We start from the raw sequence: 21,016 nt of genomic DNA, 5'->3' as shown, positions 1-21,016 counted from the left end.
CGAGTCATGGCAGAAGTCGGAGAAGTGATCGTCGGACTCGACATCGGCACGACCAAGGTCGCCGCGATCATCGGCGAGGTGACCGAGAACGGCATCGATATCATCGGCGTCGGGACCTGTCCGTCGGAGGGGCTGCGCCAGGGCGTGGTGGTCAACATCGAGGCGACCACCAACAGCATCGCCCAGGCGGTCCAGGAGGCCGAGCAGATGGCCGCCGTCGAGGTCCAGTCGGTGTTCGTCGGCATCGCCGGCGGTCACATCCGCGGGTTTAGCAGCCTCGGCCAGGTCAGCATGCGCAACCGCGAGGTCACCGAGGCCGACGTCGCGCGGGTGCTCGAGCAGGCCAAGGCGGTCAACATCCCGCTCGACCGCCAGATCATCCACACCCTGCCGCTCGAGTACATGATCGACGGCCAGGGCCAGATCAAGGACCCGATCGGCATGAGCGGCGTGCGCATGGAGGCCCGCGCCCACGTCATCACCGCCGCCACGACCAGCGTCCAGAACATCATCAAGTGCTGTAACCGCGCCGGCCTCGACGTCGTCGAGGTCGTGCTGCAGCCGCTGGCCTCGGCGATCAGCGTGCTCCACGAGGACGAGCGCGAGCTCGGCGTCGTGCTGATCGACATCGGCGGCGGCACCACCGACCTGACCATCTACTCCGAGGGCACCAACGTGTTCACCTCGGTGATCGTCATGGGCGGCCACCGCATCACCCAGGACGTCGCCCACGGCCTGCACACCAGCGTGGCCGAGGCCGAGGCGATCAAGCGCCGCCACGGCTGCGCGCTCGTCAGCATGATCGAGGGCGACGCGGTGGTCGAGGTGGCCGGGGTCGGCCCGCGCCCGCCGCGGGCGTTCCCCCGCCGCTTCCTCGGCGAGGTGATCGAGCCGCGCGTCGAGGAGATCCTGCTGATGGCGCAGGAGGAGCTGCTGAAGTCCGGGATGATGGAGATGGCCGGCTCGGGCATCGTCCTCACCGGCGGCGGCTCGCAGATGGAGGGCATGACCGAGATCGTCGAGGACGTGTTCCAGATGCCGGTCCGCCGCGGCGTGCCGGTCCACGGGGCCAGCTTCGGCCGCGGCCAGCCGTCGCTCACCGAGGGCGGGTTCGCCCAGGTCATCCAGGACCCCAAGTTCTCGACCGGCGTCGGCCTCGTGCTCTACGGCGCGGCCCACCAGCCGATGGCCGCCGTCGAGGTCCAGCAGCCCCGCGGCGAGCGCCGCCCGGGCATCGGCAAGCGCTTCGTCGGCTGGATGCGCGACATGTTCTGAGGGGCGTGCCCCTTCGAGCCTGTTCTGGAGGGCATGTCTGCGAGGACATGCCCTTCAGTACATGACGACGACGAAGGTGGCCAGGCTGACGCCCAGCATGATGACGAGCGCGGCGGTGAAGTAGAGGCCGCGGTCGCCGGGCGGGCCGCGCCGGGGGTCGATGACCTTGGCGTAGGCGCGGACGCGGTGGTAGCCGATGATGGCGATGATGCTGCCGGTGATCAGCAGGGCCGCGCCGGTCCAGCGCGACTGGCCGGCGGCGCGGACCTGGTCGTGGGTGGCCCGGCCGAGGGTGTCGAGGAACACGCCGAGCCGCGCGACCATCAGGCCGAAGCCCATCAGCGCGACCGCCGTGCGCAGCCACGCGAGCAGCGTGCGCTCGTTGGCGAGGCGGGCCTGCAGCAGCGCAGGTTGAACCTTGTCGTCGGGCATGCGCGGGGAGCTTAGCGCCGCATCACGGGGATGCCACGCCCGCGTCACGGCCGTGCAACTCGGTGACTCGCGCTCCATACGGCGATCCCGCGGGCGCGGCACGGACGAGCTCGCTGGTGCGGGCGTCCGCGTCGAAGTCGTCGCCTCAATAGGTGACGCGCACGCCGAGGACCGGCAGGATCGGCACGCCGACGACCGCGCGCTGGGCGGAGAAGTCGTAGTTGTAGAGCACGCCCTCGGGGTTCTGGCGGTTGTAAAGGTTCTGCACGTCGAGGTACGCCGCCACCGTGGCGCGCTTGTAGATCCACGTGCGATCGATGCGGATGTCGAGCTGGTGGAACACCGGCAGGCGGGCGCTGTTGACCGGCCCGTCGAGCGGACGGATCCCCAGCCCCTCCTCGATCTGCGCCCCCACTCGCGGCGTGTAGGGCAGGCCCGTGACCACGCGGAAGCGGCCGGCGATCGTCCACCGCCGCGGCAGCTTGTAGCCGAGCAGCAGCACGAGGTTGTGCCGCTGGTCGAAGTCGGCCGGCAGATCGGGCCGCACCGGTCGCCAGTCGGCGTAGCCGAGGCTCGAGCGCATGAAGGTGTAGGCGACCCATCCGAACAGCCGCGCGGTGAGGTCGTGGCGCAGCATCGCCTCGACGCCGTAGGTCTCGGTGACGATGTCGGGCGCGGTCGGGTTCGTGGCCGGGCGCGGCAGGTTGTCGCGCACGTGGCGGTAGAAGACCGTGCCGTCGAAGCCGAGGGTGCCGGTGATGTCGACGTGGATGTTGGCGCTGAGCTGGGCGGCCCGGGCGGCGCCGACGCGGCCGTGCGGGTCGAACTCGAGCCGCGCGTCGAGGAAGCGCAGCGCGCCCGGCAGGACCAGCGGGCTGTAGCCGGCGATCGAGGTGGTGCCGCCGTACGGGCTCTCGGAGTTGGAGATGAAGCCCGAGGTCTCCTCGTACTTGCGCTGGCTGGCCTGCGAGTAGAGGCCGGCGCCGAACTGCAGGGTCACGCGGTCGTGGGCGACCACGCGGGCCAGCACGCGCGGGTCGACGGCGAACGCGGCGTTGTCCTTGCCGGTGAACGCGTTGATCCGCAGGCCCGGGAACAGGGTGAAGCGCCTGCTGCCGAGCTGCGCCGACACGTACACGCCGCTGGTGGTGACGACCCCGCGGTCGCGGGTGTCGTAGTTCTGGGAGTCCGGCGGGGCCCACTGCGACGGCTCGACGTGCATGCGGGTGGTGTAGCGATCGATCTGCGTGTCGAGGCCGAGCGTCAGCATCAGCCGCCGCGACGGGCGGGCCGTCACCTCGGCGCGCAGCAGGCCGACGACGTCGCTGCGTCGGCGGTACAGCTCGTTGGTCTCGAACACGGTGCGGTCGAGCCGGATCGCCGGCGCGAGCAGGAAGTCCCAGGTGCCGTGGCGCTTGCGGTAGCTGAGGTCGAAGCGGTGGAAGCCGGCGCGCAGGGCGAAGTTCGAGCCGGGGCTGTAGGTCGAATCGGGGTAGCGGATGTCGTCGGTGGCGCCGAGGACCCGCGCGGTGAGGGTGCCGCCGCTCCCGACCGGGTGGTCGAAGATCAACTGATAATCGTTGTAGCGCGGGCGGATGAACTGGTCGCCGCGCACGTCCGAGGGCAGGGCCTTGAGCGCGAGGTCGAGGTAGCCGCGCTGGGCGGCCATCAGGAACGAGCCCTTGCCGAGCGGGCCCTCGACGAGGCCGCCGACCGAGGTGATGTCGAGCTTGGCGTGGCCGTGCAGGCCGTCGCGCCGGCCGACCCGCGGGGTCATGGTGACGACGCCGGCCACCGCGTTGCCGTAGTGGCTGGAGAAGCTGCCGGGGACGTACTGCAGGTCCTGCAGGACGCCGGTCTGGACCACGCTGGCGAGGCCGGGCACGTGGAAGGCGCGCGGCAGCGGGTGCTCGCCGAAGAACACCTGCGATTGATTGGGGTTCGCGCCGCGCAGCACCAGCAGGCCGAGGCCGCCGGGGGCGCGCGCCACTCCGGGCAGGTTCTGCAGCGCGCGCAGCGGGTCGCCCTGGCTGCCCGGGAGGCCCTGGATCTCGTCGGGCGCGAGGCGGGCGCTGAACGGGCTCGGGCGGACGGTCCGCTCCTGCTGGACGATCGTGCGATAGCTGCCGGTGCCCGCGGGTTGCAAGAAGATCACCGGCGGCTTGCGCCGGCGCCAGAACGGGGCGGTCGTCGGCTGCTCGAGGCGCTGGTGCTCGGCGGCGACGACGGTGAGGATGAAGTCCTGCGCCGGCAGGTCGGTGAGGATGAACCGACCGTCCTCGCCCGACACGGCCTCGCGCGTCCACGCCGGCCCGCGGCGCGCGGTGGCGAAGACCTTGGCGCCGGCGATCGGGGTGCGCTCGCCGGCGCTGCGCAGGGTGCCCTGGACGGTCGCTCGCGCGGCGCGCTCGCTGGCCGCGGGCGCGGCCTTCGACGGCGCCGGAGCGGCGGCGAGGACGACGAGGAGGGCCGCCGCGATCATGGCGTGTCGCTGGCGAAGTGCAGGCGAGCGAAGCTCGCGCCGGCGCGATCGTCACGGGCCGAGAGGAACATCGTCAGCGGCTCGGGGTGTTCCGGCACGACCCATTCGATGTCCGCGTTGGGGTCGTAGCGGGTGGGCGCGCCGAACTCCTCGACGAGCGCGGACATGGCCACTTCGAGCTGGAGAAACTCGGATTGATGCACCAGCTCGGTCGGCTCGGGGCCGGTGCCGTCGGGATCGACGAGGTCGATGTACTCCTGCGCGCCGCCGCCGGCGAGCAGCGGCAGGACCGTGACGCGCTCGCCGGGCTCGACGAGCACGGTGTCCTCGGGCTCGACGAGCAGCTCGATGCGGTCGGCGCCGCGCTCCCGCGACACGCGAAAGCCGATGACGTCGGGGTGAGTGTCGGGCGCCTGGGTGATGACCGCGAGCGGCAGCTCGCCGAGCTCCGGGGCGAACGGCAAGACGGCCCACAGCGGCCCGGGCACGTGCACGTCGCGGCCGATCAGGCACTGCTCGAGGCCGACGTGCGGGCTTTTCTGGTAGCGCTCGAGGCAAGTGGCCGACGGGACCTCGGGGGTGCGACTGCCGATCGTCAGCAGCGACAGGCCGGCGAACGCGCCGTCGAGCTCGAGGGTGAAGGCGCTGGCGAAGCCGAAGCGGATCTTGTGGCCCTCGCCGAGGCGGCACGCCCACGGGATGTCGAACGGCAGCGGCTGCGGGCAGTCGAGGAGCCCGTGGCCGCGGTTGTAGAACGCCTCGATGCAGCCCGGCCGGGTGCACGCCAGCCAGATCGGCGGCTGCACCTCGATGTCCTCCCTGGCGGCGTACAGCCACTCGACCTCGACGGTGTCGAGCGGCAGCGCCGAGGCCCGCTGCTGACCGGGCGGCACCTTGAGCAGCGTCGAGTAGCCGCCGGGCTCGACGACGGTCATGCGCGAGCCGAACAGCCTCGCGTCCTGAATCCACCAATAAGGCTCGAAGGGGATGCAGGCGGCGCCGCACAGGATCGCGGCGCCCAGAGCCAGGGTGCGCATGCAGACCTCACCCTACTCGACGGGGCCACGGCGTGCCACCGCGGCGGCTTTGCGCATGCTTCGCGGCGTCAGTCCCAGCGGTCGAGCTTGTAGACGAGGCGCACGCCGCCCTTGCCGGCGACGCGGAAGGTGTAGTCCCAGGTGGTGCCCTTCTGCAGGCAGATCCCGCACGCCTCGGCCTCGTCCTTGCCCGCGACGACGGCGCTCTTGGCGTAGGCCTCGAGGGTGCTGCGGATCTCGTGGTACTCGCTCTTGAGGAACGAGGGGAAGAAGCCGGCGCCGCCGGTGTATTGGAGGTCCTTCGCGCCCTTGAGGATGAAGATGACCTTTTGGCCATGGTGCGGGAACTTGGCCGCGTCGCCCCACATCGACGGCTGATAGGTGACGGCCGTGACCGGATGGAACTGGCCGGGCTTCAAGTTCCAGCGCGCCGGGGCGGAGCCGTCGACGTAGAGGTACCAGGTGACCGGGTTGCGCGCGCCCTCGCGGTCCCACTGCACGATCGGCGGGGCGTCGGGGTTCTGGGCGGTCACCAGCCCGAGGTACGAATCGGAGCGGTCGGGGACGAGGAACTCGAGCCCCTCGGCGCTCGGCAAGACGGTGCGCGAGAACTTGTCCCACGTCATGACGGTCGGCGGGACGTCGTGCCACGTGGTCGCGGAGGCCCGCTCGCGCAGGTGCGAGAAGACGCCCCGCTCCTCGCGCGCGGGCTTCTCCGGCGCCGGCACCCACAGCGGGACGATGTCGGACATGCGAGCGAACCGCCGCTCGAGCGAGCCCGCGGCCCCGAGCTTGGCGACGATCTCCTCGGCGCGGGCGATGTTGCCGGCGCTCGGCGCCGCCGTCGGCCGCTGATAGGCGAGCGGGTGCATCTTGGCGTCGAAGCGGTGCTTGACCGTCTCGAACGAAAGGCCGGCGGCGAGGTCCTCGAGCAAGGTGCCGATCATCGTGCTGCGCACGCGCGGGAACCCGGCCGGCGCGGCGGCGACGGCCTGCCACACGAGGTTGTCGCGCGCGCGCTGGTTGGCGGTGGCGGCCAGCCGCTCGTGCAGCGCGAGCAACCACGCGGCGACGCTGATGCACGCCTCGGAGCGGTAGAGCTTGTCGGTGGTGAGCAGCGCGTGGGCCTGCCGCACCAGCTCGAGCGGGAACTCGGCGAGGCCGCGCAGCAGGGTCTCACGGTCGACGCGCCGCTCGGCGGCCGCCTGCGAGGCGGTGCGCACCGGCGAGGCGCGGTACAAAAGCGCCGGCGCGGGCTCGAGCGAGAGGTGCCACCAATCGCCGGTGCGCGGCTGCCCCCAATGCGGCTGCGACGACAGGAACACGCCGTCGATCGGGGCGCGCGTGACGGCCTGCGCGAGCGCAGTGACGGCCGCGACGTACACCGGCGGCACGCCGGACGGTTCCCACAGCACCGAGACGAGCTCGCCGTCGTCGCCGACGCGCACGAGCCCGCCGTGCCGCTCGAAGAACCGACGACACGCGGCGCAATCGTGCCACTGCCGCAGGGGCTCCGGGACGGCCGCGAGGAAGGTGCCCCACAGATCGCCGGCCGCGCTGGTGAACAGCGGCACGCCGCCCGCCGCGGTGGCGGCCTCGAAGCGCGCCCGCATGGCGGCGAGCAAGCTCCGTCCGTCCTCCTCGCGGTGGATGTCGAAAGCAGTGGTGGCGGCGGTCGGGGCAGACATGGTGATGCCAGTCGAAGGTACGCGAAAACACAGGGGCCGCGGGGGGCGAGGGCGCGCGCCCGCAGGCCCAGGACGGGCGTGCGCGCGCGGCGCGAGCCGCGAGGCGCTCGCGCCCGCGCGGAGAAAACGACCGAGGCGCCGGTTCGCGCGGCGCGGGCGGCGGCAGCGGCGGATTGCTGGCAGAACGCATTCGCCGGGACGCGGCGCGAGCCGGACATTGATGCCACCGCAGGCCCGGACCGATTCCTGCGGGCGTTCGTGGGGAAATGGGGCGGGGCGCCGCGCTGCCAATAGATTGGCAATCTGCCAATTTGATAACCAGCGCGCAGTCACCGGCCGTGACCTCTGCTAATGCAACGGCGACCCCGAAACCCCGGCCCGTGACCTGCGGGCCCCGTCTCACCCGCACCCCCGAGGATCTGCCGATGCCGTTCACCCTCCCCGAACTGCCCTACGCCAAGGACGCGCTCTCCCCCCACATCAGCGCCGAGACGCTCGAGTACCACCACGGCAAGCACCACGCCGCCTACGTCAACAACCTGAACAAGCTGCTCGAGGGCAAGCCCGAGGCGGCGCTGTCGCTCGAGGAGATCATCCAGCGCAGCGACGGGGGCGTGTTCAACAACGCGGCGCAGGTCTGGAACCACACGTTCTACTGGCACTCGATGCGGCCGAACGGCGGCGGGCGCCCCACCGGCGAGCTCGCGGCCGCGATCGACCGCGACTTCGGCTCGTACGACAAGTTCCGCGAGCAGTTCGCGGCCGCCGCGACGACGCAGTTCGGCTCCGGCTGGGCCTGGCTGGTGGTCGACAACGGCAAGCTGGCGGTCACCAAGACCGGCAACGCCGACCTGCCGCTCAAGCACGGCCAGAAGGCGCTGCTGACCATCGACGTGTGGGAGCACGCCTATTACATCGACTTCCGCAACGCCCGCCCGAAGTACATCGACACGTTCCTCGACCACCTGGTCAACTGGGACTTCGTCGCCGGCAACCTCAGCGGCCGCTGAGCCGTCGCCCGGGACGGGCGCGACGAGCGATGCACGCTCGTCGCGCGCGTTCCACCATGGCGTGAAGGTCATGTGCCGGGGCTCTGCGCTGGTCCGAGGGCTCTTCTCAATGGTTGCGAATCATCGTAGTGCGGCAGTGACTCAGCGCGGTGTGTAGTTGGTCCCAGCGTTCGATGGAATTCGAACTCGCGGCATCCTACTTTCGTCGAGTAACAGGCGGTGGGCGACTTTTTTGAGATAGCCTCGATCGCTCAGGGTAGTGCGTCGAGCTTCGAGGTCTCCGGACCCTGCGACGCGGCGTCGCTCGACAGCCGGCCGGGGCTGTGTTGACCTGCGCGCCATGAAGCTCCCGTTCTCGCCTGAACTCAGTCCTCCTGGCGCCGTGCTCGGCGACTCTCGCGTGCAGGCCGTGCTGAAGCGGCTGCACGGCGCGGCGGCCGGGCAACGGCTGCAGATCGTCCGTCGCTTCGTGCCGGCGCTGCTGCGCGGCTCGCTGCTGCGGCGGCGCCCGAGCGCGGAGGAGATGTCCGAGATCGCCAAGGACCTGTACCTGCCGCTGTCGCCCGAGCAAGGGGCGCTGTGCTACCTGGTCGCGCGAGCGCTCGGCGCCCGGCGGATCGTCGAGTTCGGCACGTCGTTCGGGATCTCCACAATCTACTTCGCCGCGGCGGTGCGCGACAACGGCGGCGGGCTCGTGATCGGCACCGAGCTGGTGCCCGAGAAGGTCGCGCAGGCGCGCGCGAACCTCCGCGAGGCGGGGCTCGAGGCGTTCGCCGAGATCCGCGAGGGCGACGCGCTGCAGACGCTGCAGGAGCCGCTGGGCGCGATCGACATGGTGCTGCTCGACGGCTGGAAGGACCTGTATCTGCCGATCATCCGCATGCTCGGCCCGCAGGTCCGCCCCGGCGGCGTGGTCATCGGCGACAACATCTTCACGTTCAAGCGAGACCTCGCGCCGTACGTCGCGTACATGCAAGACCCCGCCCACGGCTTCCGCTCGTCGACGCTCCACCTGGCCGACGGGACAGAATTTTCCGTCCGCGTGTGAGCGCTCCCGGGATCCTCGTCGGAGGTCCCGGACTTCGCGGACGCGAGTGACGAGCGCCCGGGATCACCGGCGCGCGGCGATCGCCACGCGGTTCAGCGCGTTCATCAAGGCGATCGCCAGAGTCAGGTCGGAGACCTCGCGCTCGCTGAAGTGCTCGGCGAGCGCGGCGTAGCTCGCGTCGGGCGCGTGGGTGTGGGCGATGTCCGTCACTGCCTCGACCCACTCGAGCGCCGCGCGCTCGCGGGGAGTGTAGGCCGCGCTCACTCGCCAGCCCGCGAGGACGTCGATGCGCTGGGCCGTCTCGCCGTCGTCCCGCAACGACTTCGAGTGCATCTCCAGACAATACGCGCAGCCGTTGATCTGCGACACCCGCAGGTACACGAGGTCGATCAGCGGCCGTCCGAGCGGACCGCGCAGGAGCGCGGCGTGGGCGGCGTAGAAGCCCTGGAGCACCTCGGGCGAGAGCTTGGCGTAGTCGTACCGTTGCATCGTCATGTTTCATTCCTCCGGGAGTTGTCGATCGAGCCACGCGCGTGCGCTCCGCTCCGCGGCCTGCACGGCGTCCGGGCCGCGCACGAGGCCCTCGAGCATTTGAACTTGGACGTCGTGGATCCCGATCACCGCCAGGACGTGGCGCAGGTACGGCGTGACGAAGTCCGGCTGGCGCGGGCCCTCGCCGGACACGACGCCGCCGGCGCTGACGATCACGTAGGTGGGCCGGTCTGCCAGCAGGCCTTGCTTGCCCTGGGGCGTCAGCGCGAAGCTGCGGTGCGCCCGCACCACGTGATCGATCCACGCCTTCAGTGTGGAGGGCACCGTGAAGTTGTGCATCGGCGTAGCGATCACCAGGCGGTCGGTCGCCTCGAGCTCGGCGATCAACGCCTCCGAGCGCGCCAGCGCCTGCCGGTCTGCGACCGTGCGGCGCGCCTCGGGCGTCTCCATCGCCGCGGCGTAGGCCGCGTCGATGTGCGGCAGCGGCTCGACGCCGATGGGCCGGACGATCAGGCGAGCGCCGGGCGAGCGCCGCAGCAGGCGCTCCACCACCATCCGGCCGACCTGCCCGCTGTGGGACGCCGGGCCGCGGGGGCTGGCGTCGATTGCGAGGATCGCCGGCATGTCAGACCAGGCTCCGGCCGAAGTGCATGCCGACCGCCAGCAGGCCCTGGCGGAAGTAGAAGCGCTGCGCCAGCGCGTTGCCCAGGCCGGTGTCGAGCACCAGCCGGGCGCAGCCGAGGCGACGCGCTTCGTCGGCGACGGCGGTGAGCAGCCGCTCGCCGAGCTGCTCGCGGCGGACGTCCTCTCGCACCACCAGGTCGTCGACGTAGACGAAGCGGCCGTAGATCAGGTTGTCCTGCTCGCGGTAGCCGGCGAGCCCGAGCGCCTCGCCGCCGCGCCAGGCGGCCAGCAAGCGGTACCCCTGCGCTTGCTGGCGGCGGATCCGCGTCAGCAGCTCCTCGGCGTCGCGCAGGCCCGGTCGCAGGGCCAGCATCGGCGTGTAGCAGGCGCGGAGCTCGTCGTCGTGCTCCGCGTGGCGCAGCGAGACCTCGTCGTTTGCGATCGTCACGCAGCGAGTATGTGCGGACCATGTCCTGGCCGGGAGAGCCAAGATCTGCGAAAATCACTGGGACATGTCGGCTTCGCGATTTTCGCTGACGCTCGACCTCTCCGAGGACTCTCCCTATTACCGGCAGATCTACGCGCGCATCCGCGACGCGGTGGCCGACGGTCGGCTGCGGCCCGGCGATCGGGTGCCGTCGATCCGCGGCCTGGCGAGCGCTCTGGGGCTCGCGCGCGGCACCGTCGAGGCTGCCTATGACCTGTTGATCGGCGAGGGCTATCTGCTGCCGCAGGGCCAGGCGGGCACCCGCGTGGCGCCCATCGGTCCGCACGCGGCGCGGCTCGGCCGCCCCCGTCCGGCCGCTCCTGCCGCGGCGCTGCCGGGCCCACGCTCGGTGCGTCCGTTCCAGCTCGGCCTGCCGGCGCTCGACGCCTTCCCGCACGCGCTGTGGTCGCGCCTGACCGCTCGTCGGCTGCGCGACGCGGACCGACTCGACGACGGCTACCCCGCGCCCGCGGGTGAGCCGCGTCTGCGCGAGGCCATCGCCGCCCACCTGGCGCTCTCGCGCGGCGTCCGCTGCGCCCCGGCGCAGGTATTCATCACAGTCGGCTATCGTCACACCCTCGATCTGGTGGCGCGCACTCTGGTGCGTCCGGGCGACGCGGCGTGGATCGAAGATCCCGGGTTTCCGCCGACGCGACTGCTGCTCGAGACGCACGGCGCCCGCGTCGTGCCGGTGCCGGTCGATGCCGCGGGTTTGCAGGTCGCGGAGGGCCGCCATGCCGCCGCGCGGGCCAGGCTCGCGGTCGTCACGCCCTCGCATCAATCGCCGCTGGGGGTCGCCCTCGCCCTGCCGCGGCGTCTGGAGCTGATCGCCTGGGCCGCAGGGTCGGGGGCCCGGGTGCTCGAGGACGACTACGACGGCGAATATCGCTACCAGGGCCGGCCGCTGCCCGCGCTGGCCAGCCTCGACCGCGAGGGCGTCGTGTACTACGCCGGCACCTTCAGCAAGGTGTTGCTGCCCTCGCTGCGCCTCGCCTACGTCGTCGTCCCCGAGCCCGACGTGCCCCGCTTCGAGGCGACCTGCGCCGCCTTTCACGGCGGGTGCCCCCAGCTCGTCCAGGAGGTCGTCGCGGACTTCATGCTCGAGGGTCACTTCGCCCGTCACGTGAAGAAGATGCGCAACCTCTACGCGCAGCGGCGGGCGGCGGTGGTCGAGGCCCTGCAGGCGGTGTTCGGCGCGCGCCTCCGCGTCGAGCTGCAGGCCGGCGGCATGCACTTGCTGGTGCGTCTGCAGGGCCGCACCGACGACCGCGCGCTGGCCCGCGCGGCGCGGCGAGCGGGCCTGGAGATCCAAGCATTGAGCGATTGGCAGCACCAGCACCCGGTCGAGCCGGGGCTGCTGCTCGGTTTCACCAATGTCACCAGCCCGACGATGGCGCGGAGCCTGGTGGACAAGCTGCGGGCGGCCTGGCGTCCGTGACAGCTCACTCGGCTGCGGCGGGGCGCCGGTGGGGCAGCACCGGGTACGGCCCTTCGGCGAAGCTACGGTCGTGGTAGCCCTTCGAACCGACCGCGAGAGCCAGCGCGCTGCGCGGCTCCTCGCCGGCGCGCAGGCGACCCAGCACTGCATCGAAGTCGTGGCGCGGCCGCCAGCCGAGCTCGTCGCGTGCGCGCTGATTGACGTAGACGCGATCGATGGTGGGGAACATGCGCCAGCCGCGGCGCGCGTACTCGGCCGCGTACTCGGGGAACAAGCGAGCGACCACGCGCGGGGCGTCCTCCCGCAGGGCCGGGAGGTCGTCGAGGCTGAACGGCGTCGTCGCGCTGACGATGTAGCGGCCGAAGCCGATCGCCGGCGCCCGCTCGAGCGCCCGCAGGTGGGCCGAGACGACGTCCTCGAGCTCGACGCGACGGAACAGGTACTCGTTGGTCTTGGCGTTGTCGTCGGGGTAGTCGCGCCGTGTCGTCGCGTCGTCGTCGTCTTCGGGGAAGAAGCGCGAGGTCCTGAGGATCAGACACGGCATGCCGGTGTCGCGGTGGACGAGCTCGCACAGGTCCTCGGCGGCGACCTTGGTGGCGCCGTAGATGTTGCGCGGCACGGGCGGGACGGTCTCGGTGATCCACGCCGCCGGCGCGCCCGGCGGGGGCGTGAGGGCGCGGCCGAAAGCGCTGGTGGTGCTGGTGAAGACGAACGCCCGCACCCTCGCCGCCGCCGCCTCCTCGAGGAGGTTGAGGGTGCCGGTGATGTTGGTGTCGACGAACTCGCGGCGCGTGTGAGTGGCCACGTGCGGCTTGTGCAGGGTCGCCGTGTGAACGACGGCGTCGACACCAGCGATCGCCCGCGCGACTGTGGCACGGTCGACGATCGAACCCACCATGTCGGTGAAGGCCGAGGCGAGGCGGTCGAGGCCGACGACGTCGTGGCCGTCGCCGCGGAGCGTGCGGACCAGCGCCTCTCCGAGATGACCCGTGCTGCCGGTGACGAGGAGCTTCATGATAGGTCCTGCCTGGGGCCGTACGGACCCGTGCGGCGACGAACCCTAGCACCACCGGGGCGCCCGCGCCTGGCGTCCGTGACGTTGGGGGGCAGATCCATCGACTGCCATGATTTCGCTGACGAGCGAGGAAGGTCCCGCGTACGGCATGATCTGCTGACGGCGCGGCGCGCTCACGGCAGCCACACGCATAGGTGGGCCCCTCCATCCGACACCAGCGTACTGGCCTCGTCGATCGCCCACGGGCCACTGCGACAGGTGTCGCCGGACAGCCTCGCTTCGATCCGGGCGTCGGCCGAGTTCACGATCCACGTCGTGTCCCCGGCGTCGAGCACGAAGCGTTTGCCGGCGCGCGAGACATGGGCCTGCAGCCACTCGTCGCTGGCGCGGACCTCCGCGAGCCGGCGGACCTCGATCGTGCGCTCGGGTCCGAGGGCGCGGTAGATCGCCACCTTTCCGCCGCCGACGCCGACGAGCGCCGCACCGCCGTCGAGGAACCATACCTTAGCGAGTGCCTTGCCGAGGTCGCGATGGACCGCGTGTTCGGCAGGGTCGGGCGTCGACAGGTCCCACTCGTGGTATCCGCCGTCCTGATCGACGGCGATGAGGCGCGGGGTGTCGCGCACGAACGCGACCGCCGTGATGGGCCGCGAGAGCGGCGTGCGCGGCAGCAATTCGGCGCCGGTCTCGAGATCCCAGGCCGCGATCGCCGAGCCCGCGAGCGCGAGGGCGCCGCCGTCGTCGCGTACGGCCATCAGCGACCGCTCCTCATGCACGGCGGTGAACTTGTGCCGACGCCGAGTGGCCAGCGACCAGACCCCGACGGCGCCTTTATGGTTTTGCAAGATCAACGCGTCATCGGTCAGCACCGCTTCGTAGACCGTATCGTCGGGGAACGGCACGAGGCCCCAGGGCGGCCGGCGGGTTCCCATCCGCCAGATCAGGGGCTCGTTGTCGTTGGAGAAGGTGATGCCCCAGCGGCGGTCTGGGCCGAGCGGCACGTCGAACGGATAGGCCAGCCAGCCATCGTGTTCGATCGGCCGTGCCGGCGCGATCCGCCGCTGGTTCACGAGTCGTCCGTCGACGACCTGGTACACGCATTGATCGCCGGAGTCGTGCAGCGTGAAGAAGGTCCGCTCGTCGGGGCTGAAGCCCATCGAGTAGACGAGCGAGTGGATGCTGGCGCACGCCGTCCCGTAGACGTCCACCTCCTCGAAGCGAAGGGCGGCGCGCCGCGGTGGCTCCGGGAGCGGCTCGGCGACCGGCGCGACGGCGACCGGCGCGGGTGCGGCCTCTGTTCGCGGCGAAGCCGCCTCGACGCCTGCGGCCGCTCGCGGCGGTTCGGCTGCGCCGCACGCGGCCGTCAGCGCCAGCGCGATCGCCCTGCGGAGGCGCAGGCAGGGCTGCGGAGGGGTCGCTGCGGGGGACACGAGCGAGATTCAGAGTAGTCCGCCGTGGAGCCCGGGGCAAGCGCCGCGGGGGCGCTCACGGAGTATGTAGTTTGGGACATGTCCGATAGGACATTGATACATGTCCGCGAGCTTCGCCCTCCCGGTTTGCGCTCTTTCCGAACGGCGCGGTCGTCAGCGAGCACCAGGACGTGTGGGGGGCGGGTCGACGAGGTCGCGCAGATCGCCTGCAAACTCCGCCGAGCGTCTCGCCGTCTTGATGGGCGCCGAGACCGTCGGTCGTCGTCAGTGGCGGCGTTCGAGGCGGCGGCGGCTGGCGAAGATGGTCGAGGTGGACGGCTCGGCGCGCTCCACCTCGGCGATCGCCGAGCAGAGCGTCGACTCCGGGACGGCCTCGCGGCCGTCGAGTTCGTCGAGTTGATCGCCCAACCACGCCAGCTCGCGCGCGGCCTCCTCGTAGGCGCGGGCGCGGACCTACGCCTGCGCGTAGTCGAAGCGCAGGCCCGCGTCGCGCTCGCGGCCGAGCAGCTGCACGCGCTGCACAGTCGCGGCTATCGCCACGCGCGTGCGGTGGCCGCCGTCGCTGGCACAGTTGCGGTCGCGGTCGGTGTCGGAGCCGGTGGCGCCGGCCGACGATTCAATTCGCTTCGCCCTACAAGAACCGGCGGCCGATAGCGAACGCGAATTCATCGGGGCTCGTGTTGCTCGCGTTGCCGAGGACCACGCTCGTCAGGTCGAGCTCGTGGTAGCGGATCAGCATCGTCTGCGCGCCCATGATCTGGCCCGGGCGGCGGTACACGCGGACCATCTTTCCGCCCGCCGGGACGGTGTCGATCCACAGCCCGTAGCCGTAGTCGTCGAGGCCCGGGGTCAGCATCCGCTCGCGGCTGTCCGGCTGCAGCAGCGCGCCGGCGAACAGCGCGTCGGCGAACTTCAACAGATCGTCGGCGGTCGAGACCATCGCCCCGGCGGCGAACCAGTTCTCCATGTACACCGGCAGGTCGTTCGTCAGCGACTGCGAATCGTCGCGGGAGAAGTACGTATCGGCCAGCCGCTCGACCACCTCCGCCTGACGCAGCATCCCCGTCGCTCGCAGCCCGAGCGGTCCCGCGGCTTCTGGTGGATCGCCTCGACGATCTTCCCCAGCAGCACGTAATCGGCGTTGTTGTAGTCGAACTTGCGGCCCGGCTCGGCGGCCAGCGGCCCGCTGTAGAACCGGCGCACCAGCTCGTCGCTCGACATCGGCGTCTGGTAGTGGGGCACCCCCTTCGCCGGATCGGCGCCCTCGTCCGCGTTCTGCATCCCCGACGTGTGGTTTAGCAGTTGGTGCACCGTGACCTTCGTCGCCGCCTCGCCGGCGTAGGACGGTAGGTAGGTGTGGATCGTCGCGTCGAGGTCGAGCTTGCCCCGATCGCGCAGCTGCAGGACGAGCGCCGCGGTGAACAGCTTGGTGATCGACGCGACCTTGTACTTCGTGTCGTCGCCGTGAGGCACCGCGAACGGCCGATTGGCGAGCCCGTAGCTGCGGCGATGGAGCAGGGCCCCGCGCTGCTGGACCGCGATGGTCCCGTGGAACTCGTGCGTCCGCGCGTACTCGTCGATGAACCCGGCGAGCGCGTCCTGCTGGGCCGGCGCCGGGTCCCCAGCCGGCTCGCCGCGAGGCGCGGCCTCCTGGCGAGCCGGCGCCTCCTCTCGCGCCGATGCGTCGCACCCGACCAGCGACGCGAAGGTCACCAGCAGCGCGCCGAGACCCGACCTGCGCAGAACCTCGCCCGGTGCGATCGCCATGTCTCCGAACCAACCTCTCGAGAAGACCGTGCGCGCGCTGCAGTGCGCGTCGACGAGAGCTTGCCGTCGTTCGGCGAGGTGTTCAAGCGCTGGCGCGGGGTCAGCCCCGTCGCGGTTCGGCGGAGAGAGGCCGCGCCGTGACGGTGAACTCGGCGCGGGTTTTTGCCGGAGCGTTCGTCAGTACCACGCGAAGCGGAGCCCGACGTACGGCGTGTGCCGGAGGCCGTCGCCGGGCACGGCGCGGATGTCGTAGAGCAGCGCGACGCCGAGGGCGGCGCTGGCGTTGAGCCAGAACTCGTAGCCGAGGCCCACCACGCCGCCGGCGCCCATGCGGACGCGGCGGCCGTCGCCCTGGGGCACGCCGCCGATGCCGATACCGGTGCGGATGAAGAAGCCGCGGACGATGAAGACGTTGGCCTCGACGTCGCCGCCGAAGAACACCTTGGGGCCGAAGCGGCTCGACATGTACGTGCCGAGGTGGAGGTTGACGCCGAGCGTGAGGCGCTTGCCGACGCCGCCGCCGAGGGCCAGCTCGATGCGGCCGCCGGGGATGAAGGCGGTCGCCTCGTTGAAGGTGCGGGCGAACAGCGGGCTGTCGAAGTACGTGGCGCCGAAGCCGATGCCGGGGCCGATGAAGAAGCCGCGGCGGTCCTGCGGGCCCTCGATCTCGATGCCGCGACGGCCGAGCACGCTGGCCTCGGCGTCCGGCGCGAGGCTGCACAAGCCGAGGTAGGCGCCGACGACCATCAGGAGGGAGTGCAGGGCGCGGAGACGAAGGCGACGACGCAGCATGGGGCACCTCGAGGAGAGCGTAGGAGTGAGACGAAGCGCGAGGCGGGTGACGATCAGCGTAAGCGAGGGTCAGCGCAGGGTGGTGACGTCCAGCACAACGAAGCCGCCGGCCGGGACATCGAACGAGTAGTTGCGGGTCTCGCTGCCCCCGCGGCCTGACGCGACCACGGTGGCGGCGTGCGGGCCCGGCTGCACGGGGACGCGCGCGACCAGGACGAGGCCCGGGAGCAGGGTCCAGGAGCGGGTGTCCGGCCGGTCGGCCGCGAGCAGGGCGCCCTCGGCCGCGAGCGCGGCGAACAGGCCGATGATCGCGCCGCCCTCCTTCGCGCTGTTGCCGGCCGCGCGGGCGCCCTCGGCCACCGCCGCGCGGACGATCAGGCGCGAGATCGCGGCGCCGATGATCTTCGGCTTCATCTGCTCGTACTCGTCGATGACCTCGGTCTGGATGTCGCTGGCGATCTCGAGCCCGACCGGCTGGCCGTCGACGCGCAGCTCGGCGGTCTCGAACGCGCTGCCCGACGGCACCAGCTCGGGGTAGACGACCATCTTGAGCGCGCTGCGCTCGAGCACGCGGCTGTCGCCGGTGATGTAGGCGTGGGCCAGGCCGACGGCCGCGCCGATCGGCATGTGCCGCGCCTCCTTGAGCGGGACCCGGCCGACGCTGACGACCACCACGACCTCGCTCGGCGCCTGGGCTGCCTCATAGGACATGCCCCCGAGGACAGCGTCGAGCCGCGGCGAGCGGTAGCCGGCCAGCGCCGACAGCCGCTGGACCGGGCCGACGAGGCTGGCGAACGGGCGCGCCTGCAGGGCCTCGTCGTAGTAGCGCAGCGCCGACTCGTGCTCGCCGAGGCGCTCGAACACGAAGCCGGCCAGCCAGCTGCCGAACGCGCCGTGGGGGTGGGCGACGTCAGCCTCGCCCTCGGCCCGCGGGCGGCCGCGCTGGTCGTAGCTGGTGAGGTACTCGTGCATCACCGTGAAGCGCTTGGCCTCGACGCGCGCGCCCGAGAGGTCGCCCTGCAGGAGGTAGTTGAGGAGGTTGTAGGCGTTGAGGACCAGCTTCTCCGACGGCGGCGCCTTGTACTTGGTGGAGCTGTCGGAGAACACGTACTTGCCGAGCTGGCCGGCGCCGTCGCGGGCGATGTCGAGGAGCTCGAGCTGCTTCTCGGCGACCGAGAGGTCGCGGGCGCTGAGCTTGTAGGCGCCGCTGGCGTGGAGGATCATGCCGCGCTCGAGCAGGGCGAGCGCGGTGTCCTTCTTCCACTTGGTCGGCATGTCCTTGCTGCTGCGGGTGCCGAGCAGCTTGTTGACCTGCTTCTCCGCGCCGGGCAGATCGCCCCGCTGGGCCGCGCCGCGGGCCTCGCGGGTGCGGTCCGAGTAGGTCGCACAGCCTGTCGTGAGGACCAGGCCGAGCGAGAGCGCGGCGAAGCCGGCTCGCGGGCGCGCGGACGGGGCGGACATGGGCCCTCTAGCGGACGATCGCCTTGCTGCGCTCGGCCTTGTACTGGAAGCGCACCAGGCTGGTCTCGACCTCGATCACCTGGATGAACAGGGTGTACTGGACCCGGCGCTCCTTGTTGAAGAACTCGTCGACGCTGCCGACCTTGCCGGTGACGAAGTACTTGGCGCCGATCTGGCGCGAGATCTGGGCGGCGAAGTTCGGGTCGTAGACCGAGCGGTTCTGCTGCACCGCGGCCTCGCTGGCCATCTCGGCCTGGCGCTCGCGGCTGACCACCTGGACCACCCCGCTGTTGACGAGCTCGGTCTCGAGGTCGCCGAGCAGCGTGTTGAGCTGGTCGTCGATGTGCTCCGAGGTCTCGTTCTTGAACGGCCAGATCGCCACGATCACCGGGGCCGGGAAGCTCGTGATCTGGGCCCAGAAAGGCGAGGCGTGCAGCTTCTCGAGCGAGACTTGCAGCAGGTCCTGCAGGTCCTTGCGGTCGAGCGTGGTGCTCATCGCGCCCTGGTCGAGGTTGGGGTTCTCGGTGCCGGGCCCGCCGCGCACCGCCTTGGGCTTGCAGCCGAGGTTGGCGCCGAGGCCGGAGGTGAGCGCGACGCCTAGGGCGAGGAGCTGGAGGGGACGTGCAGGCATGGCGTGAAGGGGGCTTGGGTGACGGGGGCCGCGCGGTGAGACCCGCGGCGCCGCGGAGACATTCAGGGGCGTGCAGGGAGTGAGCGACGTTCCCACGCTCAAAAGATTAAGAGGACGGCGGGCATGCTGTACAGCCGGGCGTACACCTCCTCGACCTCCTCGACCTGCTCGGCGTGGAGCGTGAACGTGAGGCAGAGGCGGTCGCCCGAGCGGGTCAGTCGTTCGCTCACGGTCACCCGCGCGGGGCCGACCACGCCGTGCGCGAGGTCGACCGCGGCGGCCCGGAACGCGTCGTCCGCGGGGCCGAAGGCCTTGATCGTGTACTCCCCGGGGAAGCTGTGGGCGGCGAGGATCGCCTCGCGCGCGGGGGCCCGGCGCGTCTCGTCGGGCCGGTGGGTAGATCCGGACATGGGGCCGTGGTTAGCACGCGCCGGCGCGCCCGGCACCTCATTGGTTCAGGACGGCGAGGATCAGCTCCGGCCCGCCCGGCTCCGCGACCCCGAGTGCGGTCCCCGAGGGCCACGGCACGAGATCGCCGGGGCGAGCCGCGCCGGTCTCCTCGTGACTGAGGCCGCCCTGGAGCACCAGCACGCGCGCCTCGCTGTGCGGGTAGCGGGACGGGATGACGGCGCCCGGCGCGACGCGGACGATCAGCCGCCGCGGCCAGGCCGCGCGCTGGACCACCGTGATGTCGCTGTCGCCGACGGCATCTGGCTCTTCGGACATGCTCTCCGGGACACGGACTTCGGACCCTGTCTCGAGGGGCAGGATCCGCAGGCCGGCGTCGTCGCGCCAGCCGCGGGGGGCGTCGACGCGGGCGAGGATCTCGCGGGCGTCGTGGAGCGGCAGGCGCAGCAGCGCGGCGAGGTCGTCGGTGAAGGGGCTGAGGCGCTCGGGGCCGGCGATCGCGGCGACCAGGCGCGCGCGCGTCTGCGGCAGCAGGGCGGCGGGGAAGGTGTAGAGCGCGAGGCCGTGGACGTTGTCGCGCTGGGCCGCGACCTCGCTGGCCTGCAGCTCGCCGATCGCCTCGCCGCGGTCGAAGCGGGCGCGGTCCTCGAGCGAGAGCTCGTCGAGCAGATAGGCGGCGGCGAGGCGGTCGTGCGGGCGCGGGACGTCGATGCTCGGCGCGGTGCCGGCCAGCGCGGCCGACAGCCGTCGCAGGCCGTCGGCGACCTGGGCGCGCACGACCTCGGGCGAGGTGCGGGCGCGGTCGGCGATCTCGCCGGCGCCGAGGCCCTCGAAGTAGGCCAGCTGCAGGGCGCTGCGCGGCTCGTCGTCGAGGTCGAGCATCGCCGTCTGCACGGCCTGGCGCAGCGGTCCCACGTCGGACGCCTCGGTCTTGTCGTCGAGGGTGGTGATCTGGGTGTCGTGGACGGCCGCCATGCGAGCGGCGCGGTGCTCCGGCAGGGCGCGCAGGGCCGCGGTGCGGGCGCCGATGGTCCACCACACGCGCACGCTGGCCTGGCGCGGGTCGAACTGCTTGGCGCCGCGCCAGGCGTCGAGGAGGACGCCGTAGACGGTGCTCTCGGCGGCCACGCGATCGCCGAGGATCCGCAGGGTCGCGCCCAGCAGGGCCGGGGCGTAGCTCTCGCACAGCTCGATGAAGGCGACGGCGTCGCCGCGGGCGGCGGCGGCCATTCGCTGCGCGGCCCCGACGTCTCCGGGCACCGCGAAGTTGATCGGGGGGGCGCCTTGCATGCGTTCATGAGGGTTTCGCGGCCGGGTTCGCTTGTCAAGCGCGCGGCCGCGGGGATGTCTCTTGGGGCATGTTCGTGGCGGCCGCGGCGTACGCTCCGGCTCGCTGTCGCCGCCGTCGCCGGCGCGTCGAGCGACGATCGCGCAAGGCCGGGCGAGCGCGCGCGAGGCGTCGCCGCCGCTGGCGAACTCGTCGCGGCCCGGGCATGCTG

General features: G+C 71.7%; 22 protein-coding genes. 4 read left to right on the top strand and 18 right to left on the bottom strand.

Features of this window, described 5'->3' with window-relative positions:
• The first annotated feature begins 6 nt into the window (after nucleotides 1–6).
• Entirely contained in the window at nucleotides 7–1,275 is a 1,269-nt protein-coding gene (gene ftsA / locus OV090_RS16845) for a cell division protein FtsA (protein ID WP_267704708.1), read from the top strand.
• A 54-nt stretch (nucleotides 1,276–1,329) separates the two neighbouring features.
• Here the strand turns inward: ftsA and OV090_RS16840 are convergent, their stop codons facing one another.
• The 4 genes from OV090_RS16840 to OV090_RS16825 form a co-directional block, all read right to left on the bottom strand.
• Nucleotides 1,330–1,707 carry a DUF202 domain-containing protein gene (locus OV090_RS16840; protein ID WP_267704707.1) on the bottom strand — a complete coding sequence of 126 codons (378 nt, stop codon included), beginning with the start codon at nucleotides 1,705–1,707 and terminating at the stop codon, nucleotides 1,330–1,332.
• Nucleotides 1,708–1,852: 145 nt separating this feature from the next.
• A complete protein-coding gene (locus OV090_RS16835) occupies nucleotides 1,853–4,189 on the bottom strand; it encodes a TonB-dependent receptor (protein ID WP_267704706.1) in 2,337 nt (778 codons plus the stop codon).
• Nucleotides 4,186–5,226 (bottom strand): hypothetical protein, encoded by a 1,041-nt coding sequence (locus OV090_RS16830; RefSeq protein WP_267704705.1) that lies wholly within the window; start codon nucleotides 5,224–5,226, stop codon nucleotides 4,186–4,188. The genes OV090_RS16835 and OV090_RS16830 overlap by 4 nt, the downstream gene beginning before the upstream one ends.
• 68 nt (nucleotides 5,227–5,294) lie before the next feature.
• The gene (locus OV090_RS16825) at nucleotides 5,295–6,914 is read right to left on the bottom strand and encodes a hypothetical protein (protein ID WP_267704704.1); all 1,620 of its coding nucleotides are present in this window, start codon (nucleotides 6,912–6,914) and stop codon (nucleotides 5,295–5,297) included.
• Nucleotides 6,915–7,339: 425 nt separating this feature from the next.
• On the opposite strand from OV090_RS16825, the gene OV090_RS16820 reads away from it, so the two are divergent.
• Nucleotides 7,340–7,924 carry a superoxide dismutase gene (locus tag OV090_RS16820; RefSeq protein WP_267704703.1) on the top strand — a complete coding sequence of 195 codons (585 nt, stop codon included), beginning with the start codon at nucleotides 7,340–7,342 and terminating at the stop codon, nucleotides 7,922–7,924.
• A 340-nt stretch (nucleotides 7,925–8,264) separates the two neighbouring features.
• Nucleotides 8,265–8,972 carry a class I SAM-dependent methyltransferase gene (locus OV090_RS16815; protein ID WP_267704702.1) on the top strand — a complete coding sequence of 236 codons (708 nt, stop codon included), beginning with the start codon at nucleotides 8,265–8,267 and terminating at the stop codon, nucleotides 8,970–8,972.
• Between the two features lie 63 nt (nucleotides 8,973–9,035).
• Here the strand turns inward: OV090_RS16815 and OV090_RS16810 are convergent, their stop codons facing one another.
• The 3 genes from OV090_RS16810 to OV090_RS16800 are packed head-to-tail and all read right to left on the bottom strand — an operon-like array spanning nucleotide 9,036 to nucleotide 10,461.
• Nucleotides 9,036–9,467 carry a carboxymuconolactone decarboxylase family protein gene (locus tag OV090_RS16810; RefSeq protein ID WP_267704701.1) on the bottom strand — a complete coding sequence of 144 codons (432 nt, stop codon included), beginning with the start codon at nucleotides 9,465–9,467 and terminating at the stop codon, nucleotides 9,036–9,038.
• A 3-nt stretch (nucleotides 9,468–9,470) separates the two neighbouring features.
• Nucleotides 9,471–10,088: an NAD(P)H-dependent oxidoreductase gene (locus OV090_RS16805; RefSeq protein ID WP_267704700.1), complete on the bottom strand. Its 618-nt coding sequence runs from the start codon at nucleotides 10,086–10,088 to the stop codon at nucleotides 9,471–9,473.
• Nucleotide 10,089: 1 nt separating this feature from the next.
• Nucleotides 10,090–10,461 carry a GNAT family N-acetyltransferase gene (locus OV090_RS16800; protein ID WP_276600658.1) on the bottom strand — a complete coding sequence of 124 codons (372 nt, stop codon included), beginning with the start codon at nucleotides 10,459–10,461 and terminating at the stop codon, nucleotides 10,090–10,092.
• A 139-nt stretch (nucleotides 10,462–10,600) separates the two neighbouring features.
• Here OV090_RS16800 and OV090_RS16795 point away from each other — a divergent pair, with 139 nt between their 5' ends.
• Nucleotides 10,601–12,013: a PLP-dependent aminotransferase family protein gene (locus OV090_RS16795; RefSeq protein ID WP_267704698.1), complete on the top strand. Its 1,413-nt coding sequence runs from the start codon at nucleotides 10,601–10,603 to the stop codon at nucleotides 12,011–12,013.
• A gap of 4 nt (nucleotides 12,014–12,017) precedes the next feature.
• On the opposite strand, the gene OV090_RS16790 is transcribed toward OV090_RS16795, so the two are convergent.
• From OV090_RS16790 to OV090_RS16745, 11 genes are all read right to left on the bottom strand, one after another.
• Nucleotides 12,018–13,028, bottom strand: a complete 1,011-nt coding sequence (locus OV090_RS16790) for an NAD(P)-dependent oxidoreductase (protein WP_267704697.1) — start codon at nucleotides 13,026–13,028, stop codon at nucleotides 12,018–12,020.
• Between the two features lie 173 nt (nucleotides 13,029–13,201).
• Complete coding sequence (locus tag OV090_RS16785; protein WP_267704696.1) at nucleotides 13,202–14,185, bottom strand: WD40 repeat domain-containing protein; 984 nt, start codon at nucleotides 14,183–14,185, stop codon at nucleotides 13,202–13,204.
• Nucleotides 14,186–14,722: 537 nt separating this feature from the next.
• Nucleotides 14,723–14,866 (bottom strand): hypothetical protein, encoded by a 144-nt coding sequence (locus OV090_RS16780; RefSeq protein ID WP_267704695.1) that lies wholly within the window; start codon nucleotides 14,864–14,866, stop codon nucleotides 14,723–14,725.
• A gap of 45 nt (nucleotides 14,867–14,911) precedes the next feature.
• The gene (locus OV090_RS16775; RefSeq protein WP_267704694.1) at nucleotides 14,912–15,127 is read right to left on the bottom strand and encodes a hypothetical protein; all 216 of its coding nucleotides are present in this window, start codon (nucleotides 15,125–15,127) and stop codon (nucleotides 14,912–14,914) included.
• Nucleotides 15,090–15,518 carry a serine hydrolase gene (locus tag OV090_RS50700; protein ID WP_346660366.1) on the bottom strand — a complete coding sequence of 143 codons (429 nt, stop codon included), beginning with the start codon at nucleotides 15,516–15,518 and terminating at the stop codon, nucleotides 15,090–15,092. The genes OV090_RS16775 and OV090_RS50700 overlap by 38 nt, the downstream gene beginning before the upstream one ends.
• Nucleotides 15,446–16,225: a serine hydrolase domain-containing protein gene (locus OV090_RS16770; protein ID WP_346660365.1), complete on the bottom strand. Its 780-nt coding sequence runs from the start codon at nucleotides 16,223–16,225 to the stop codon at nucleotides 15,446–15,448. The genes OV090_RS50700 and OV090_RS16770 overlap by 73 nt, the downstream gene beginning before the upstream one ends.
• A gap of 177 nt (nucleotides 16,226–16,402) precedes the next feature.
• Nucleotides 16,403–17,017 carry a hypothetical protein gene (locus OV090_RS16765; RefSeq protein ID WP_267704693.1) on the bottom strand — a complete coding sequence of 205 codons (615 nt, stop codon included), beginning with the start codon at nucleotides 17,015–17,017 and terminating at the stop codon, nucleotides 16,403–16,405.
• Between the two features lie 69 nt (nucleotides 17,018–17,086).
• On the bottom strand, nucleotides 17,087–18,478 hold the full coding sequence (locus OV090_RS16760; RefSeq protein WP_267704692.1) for a hypothetical protein: 1,392 nt from the start codon (nucleotides 18,476–18,478) through the stop codon (nucleotides 17,087–17,089).
• A 7-nt stretch (nucleotides 18,479–18,485) separates the two neighbouring features.
• Nucleotides 18,486–19,109 (bottom strand): penicillin-binding protein activator LpoB, encoded by a 624-nt coding sequence (locus OV090_RS16755; protein WP_267704691.1) that lies wholly within the window; start codon nucleotides 19,107–19,109, stop codon nucleotides 18,486–18,488.
• Between the two features lie 98 nt (nucleotides 19,110–19,207).
• Entirely contained in the window at nucleotides 19,208–19,519 is a 312-nt protein-coding gene (locus OV090_RS16750; RefSeq protein ID WP_267704690.1) for a DUF493 family protein, read from the bottom strand.
• 37 nt (nucleotides 19,520–19,556) lie between these two features.
• A complete protein-coding gene (locus tag OV090_RS16745; RefSeq protein WP_267704689.1) occupies nucleotides 19,557–20,807 on the bottom strand; it encodes a hypothetical protein in 1,251 nt (416 codons plus the stop codon).
• Nucleotides 20,808–21,016: the final 209 nt, after the last annotated feature.

The sequence above is a fragment of the Nannocystis sp. RBIL2 genome (assembly GCF_026626745.1).
Lineage (GTDB): Bacteria > Myxococcota_A > Polyangia > Nannocystales > Nannocystaceae > Nannocystis.
This window is presented reverse-complemented; position numbering and strand designations above follow the sequence as displayed.

What these genes read in the sequence shown, in the direction of transcription:
- ftsA (WP_267704708.1), top strand. Translation starts at nt 7, where the DNA reads ATGGCAGAAGTCGGAGAAGTGATCGTCGGACTCGACATCGGCACGACC.
- OV090_RS16840 (WP_267704707.1), bottom strand. Translation starts at nt 1,707, where the DNA reads ATGCCCGACGACAAGGTTCAACCTGCGCTGCTGCAGGCCCGCCTCGCC.
- OV090_RS16835 (WP_267704706.1), bottom strand. Translation starts at nt 4,189, where the DNA reads ATGATCGCGGCGGCCCTCCTCGTCGTCCTCGCCGCCGCTCCGGCGCCG.
- OV090_RS16830 (WP_267704705.1), bottom strand. Translation starts at nt 5,226, where the DNA reads ATGCGCACCCTGGCTCTGGGCGCCGCGATCCTGTGCGGCGCCGCCTGC.
- OV090_RS16825 (WP_267704704.1), bottom strand. Translation starts at nt 6,914, where the DNA reads ATGTCTGCCCCGACCGCCGCCACCACTGCTTTCGACATCCACCGCGAG.
- OV090_RS16820 (WP_267704703.1), top strand. Translation starts at nt 7,340, where the DNA reads ATGCCGTTCACCCTCCCCGAACTGCCCTACGCCAAGGACGCGCTCTCC.
- OV090_RS16815 (WP_267704702.1), top strand. Translation starts at nt 8,265, where the DNA reads ATGAAGCTCCCGTTCTCGCCTGAACTCAGTCCTCCTGGCGCCGTGCTC.
- OV090_RS16810 (WP_267704701.1), bottom strand. Translation starts at nt 9,467, where the DNA reads ATGACGATGCAACGGTACGACTACGCCAAGCTCTCGCCCGAGGTGCTC.
- OV090_RS16805 (WP_267704700.1), bottom strand. Translation starts at nt 10,088, where the DNA reads ATGCCGGCGATCCTCGCAATCGACGCCAGCCCCCGCGGCCCGGCGTCC.
- OV090_RS16800 (WP_276600658.1), bottom strand. Translation starts at nt 10,461, where the DNA reads ATGCTGGCCCTGCGACCGGGCCTGCGCGACGCCGAGGAGCTGCTGACG.
- OV090_RS16795 (WP_267704698.1), top strand. Translation starts at nt 10,601, where the DNA reads ATGTCGGCTTCGCGATTTTCGCTGACGCTCGACCTCTCCGAGGACTCT.
- OV090_RS16790 (WP_267704697.1), bottom strand. Translation starts at nt 13,028, where the DNA reads ATGAAGCTCCTCGTCACCGGCAGCACGGGTCATCTCGGAGAGGCGCTG.
- OV090_RS16785 (WP_267704696.1), bottom strand. Translation starts at nt 14,185, where the DNA reads ATGGGCTTCAGCCCCGACGAGCGGACCTTCTTCACGCTGCACGACTCC.
- OV090_RS16775 (WP_267704694.1), bottom strand. Translation starts at nt 15,127, where the DNA reads ATGAATTCGCGTTCGCTATCGGCCGCCGGTTCTTGTAGGGCGAAGCGA.
- OV090_RS50700 (WP_346660366.1), bottom strand. Translation starts at nt 15,518, where the DNA reads ATGCTGCGTCAGGCGGAGGTGGTCGAGCGGCTGGCCGATACGTACTTC.
- OV090_RS16770 (WP_346660365.1), bottom strand. Translation starts at nt 16,225, where the DNA reads ATGGCGATCGCACCGGGCGAGGTTCTGCGCAGGTCGGGTCTCGGCGCG.
- OV090_RS16765 (WP_267704693.1), bottom strand. Translation starts at nt 17,017, where the DNA reads ATGCTGCGTCGTCGCCTTCGTCTCCGCGCCCTGCACTCCCTCCTGATG.
- OV090_RS16760 (WP_267704692.1), bottom strand. Translation starts at nt 18,478, where the DNA reads ATGTCCGCCCCGTCCGCGCGCCCGCGAGCCGGCTTCGCCGCGCTCTCG.
- OV090_RS16755 (WP_267704691.1), bottom strand. Translation starts at nt 19,109, where the DNA reads ATGCCTGCACGTCCCCTCCAGCTCCTCGCCCTAGGCGTCGCGCTCACC.
- OV090_RS16750 (WP_267704690.1), bottom strand. Translation starts at nt 19,519, where the DNA reads ATGTCCGGATCTACCCACCGGCCCGACGAGACGCGCCGGGCCCCCGCG.
- OV090_RS16745 (WP_267704689.1), bottom strand. Translation starts at nt 20,807, where the DNA reads ATGCAAGGCGCCCCCCCGATCAACTTCGCGGTGCCCGGAGACGTCGGG.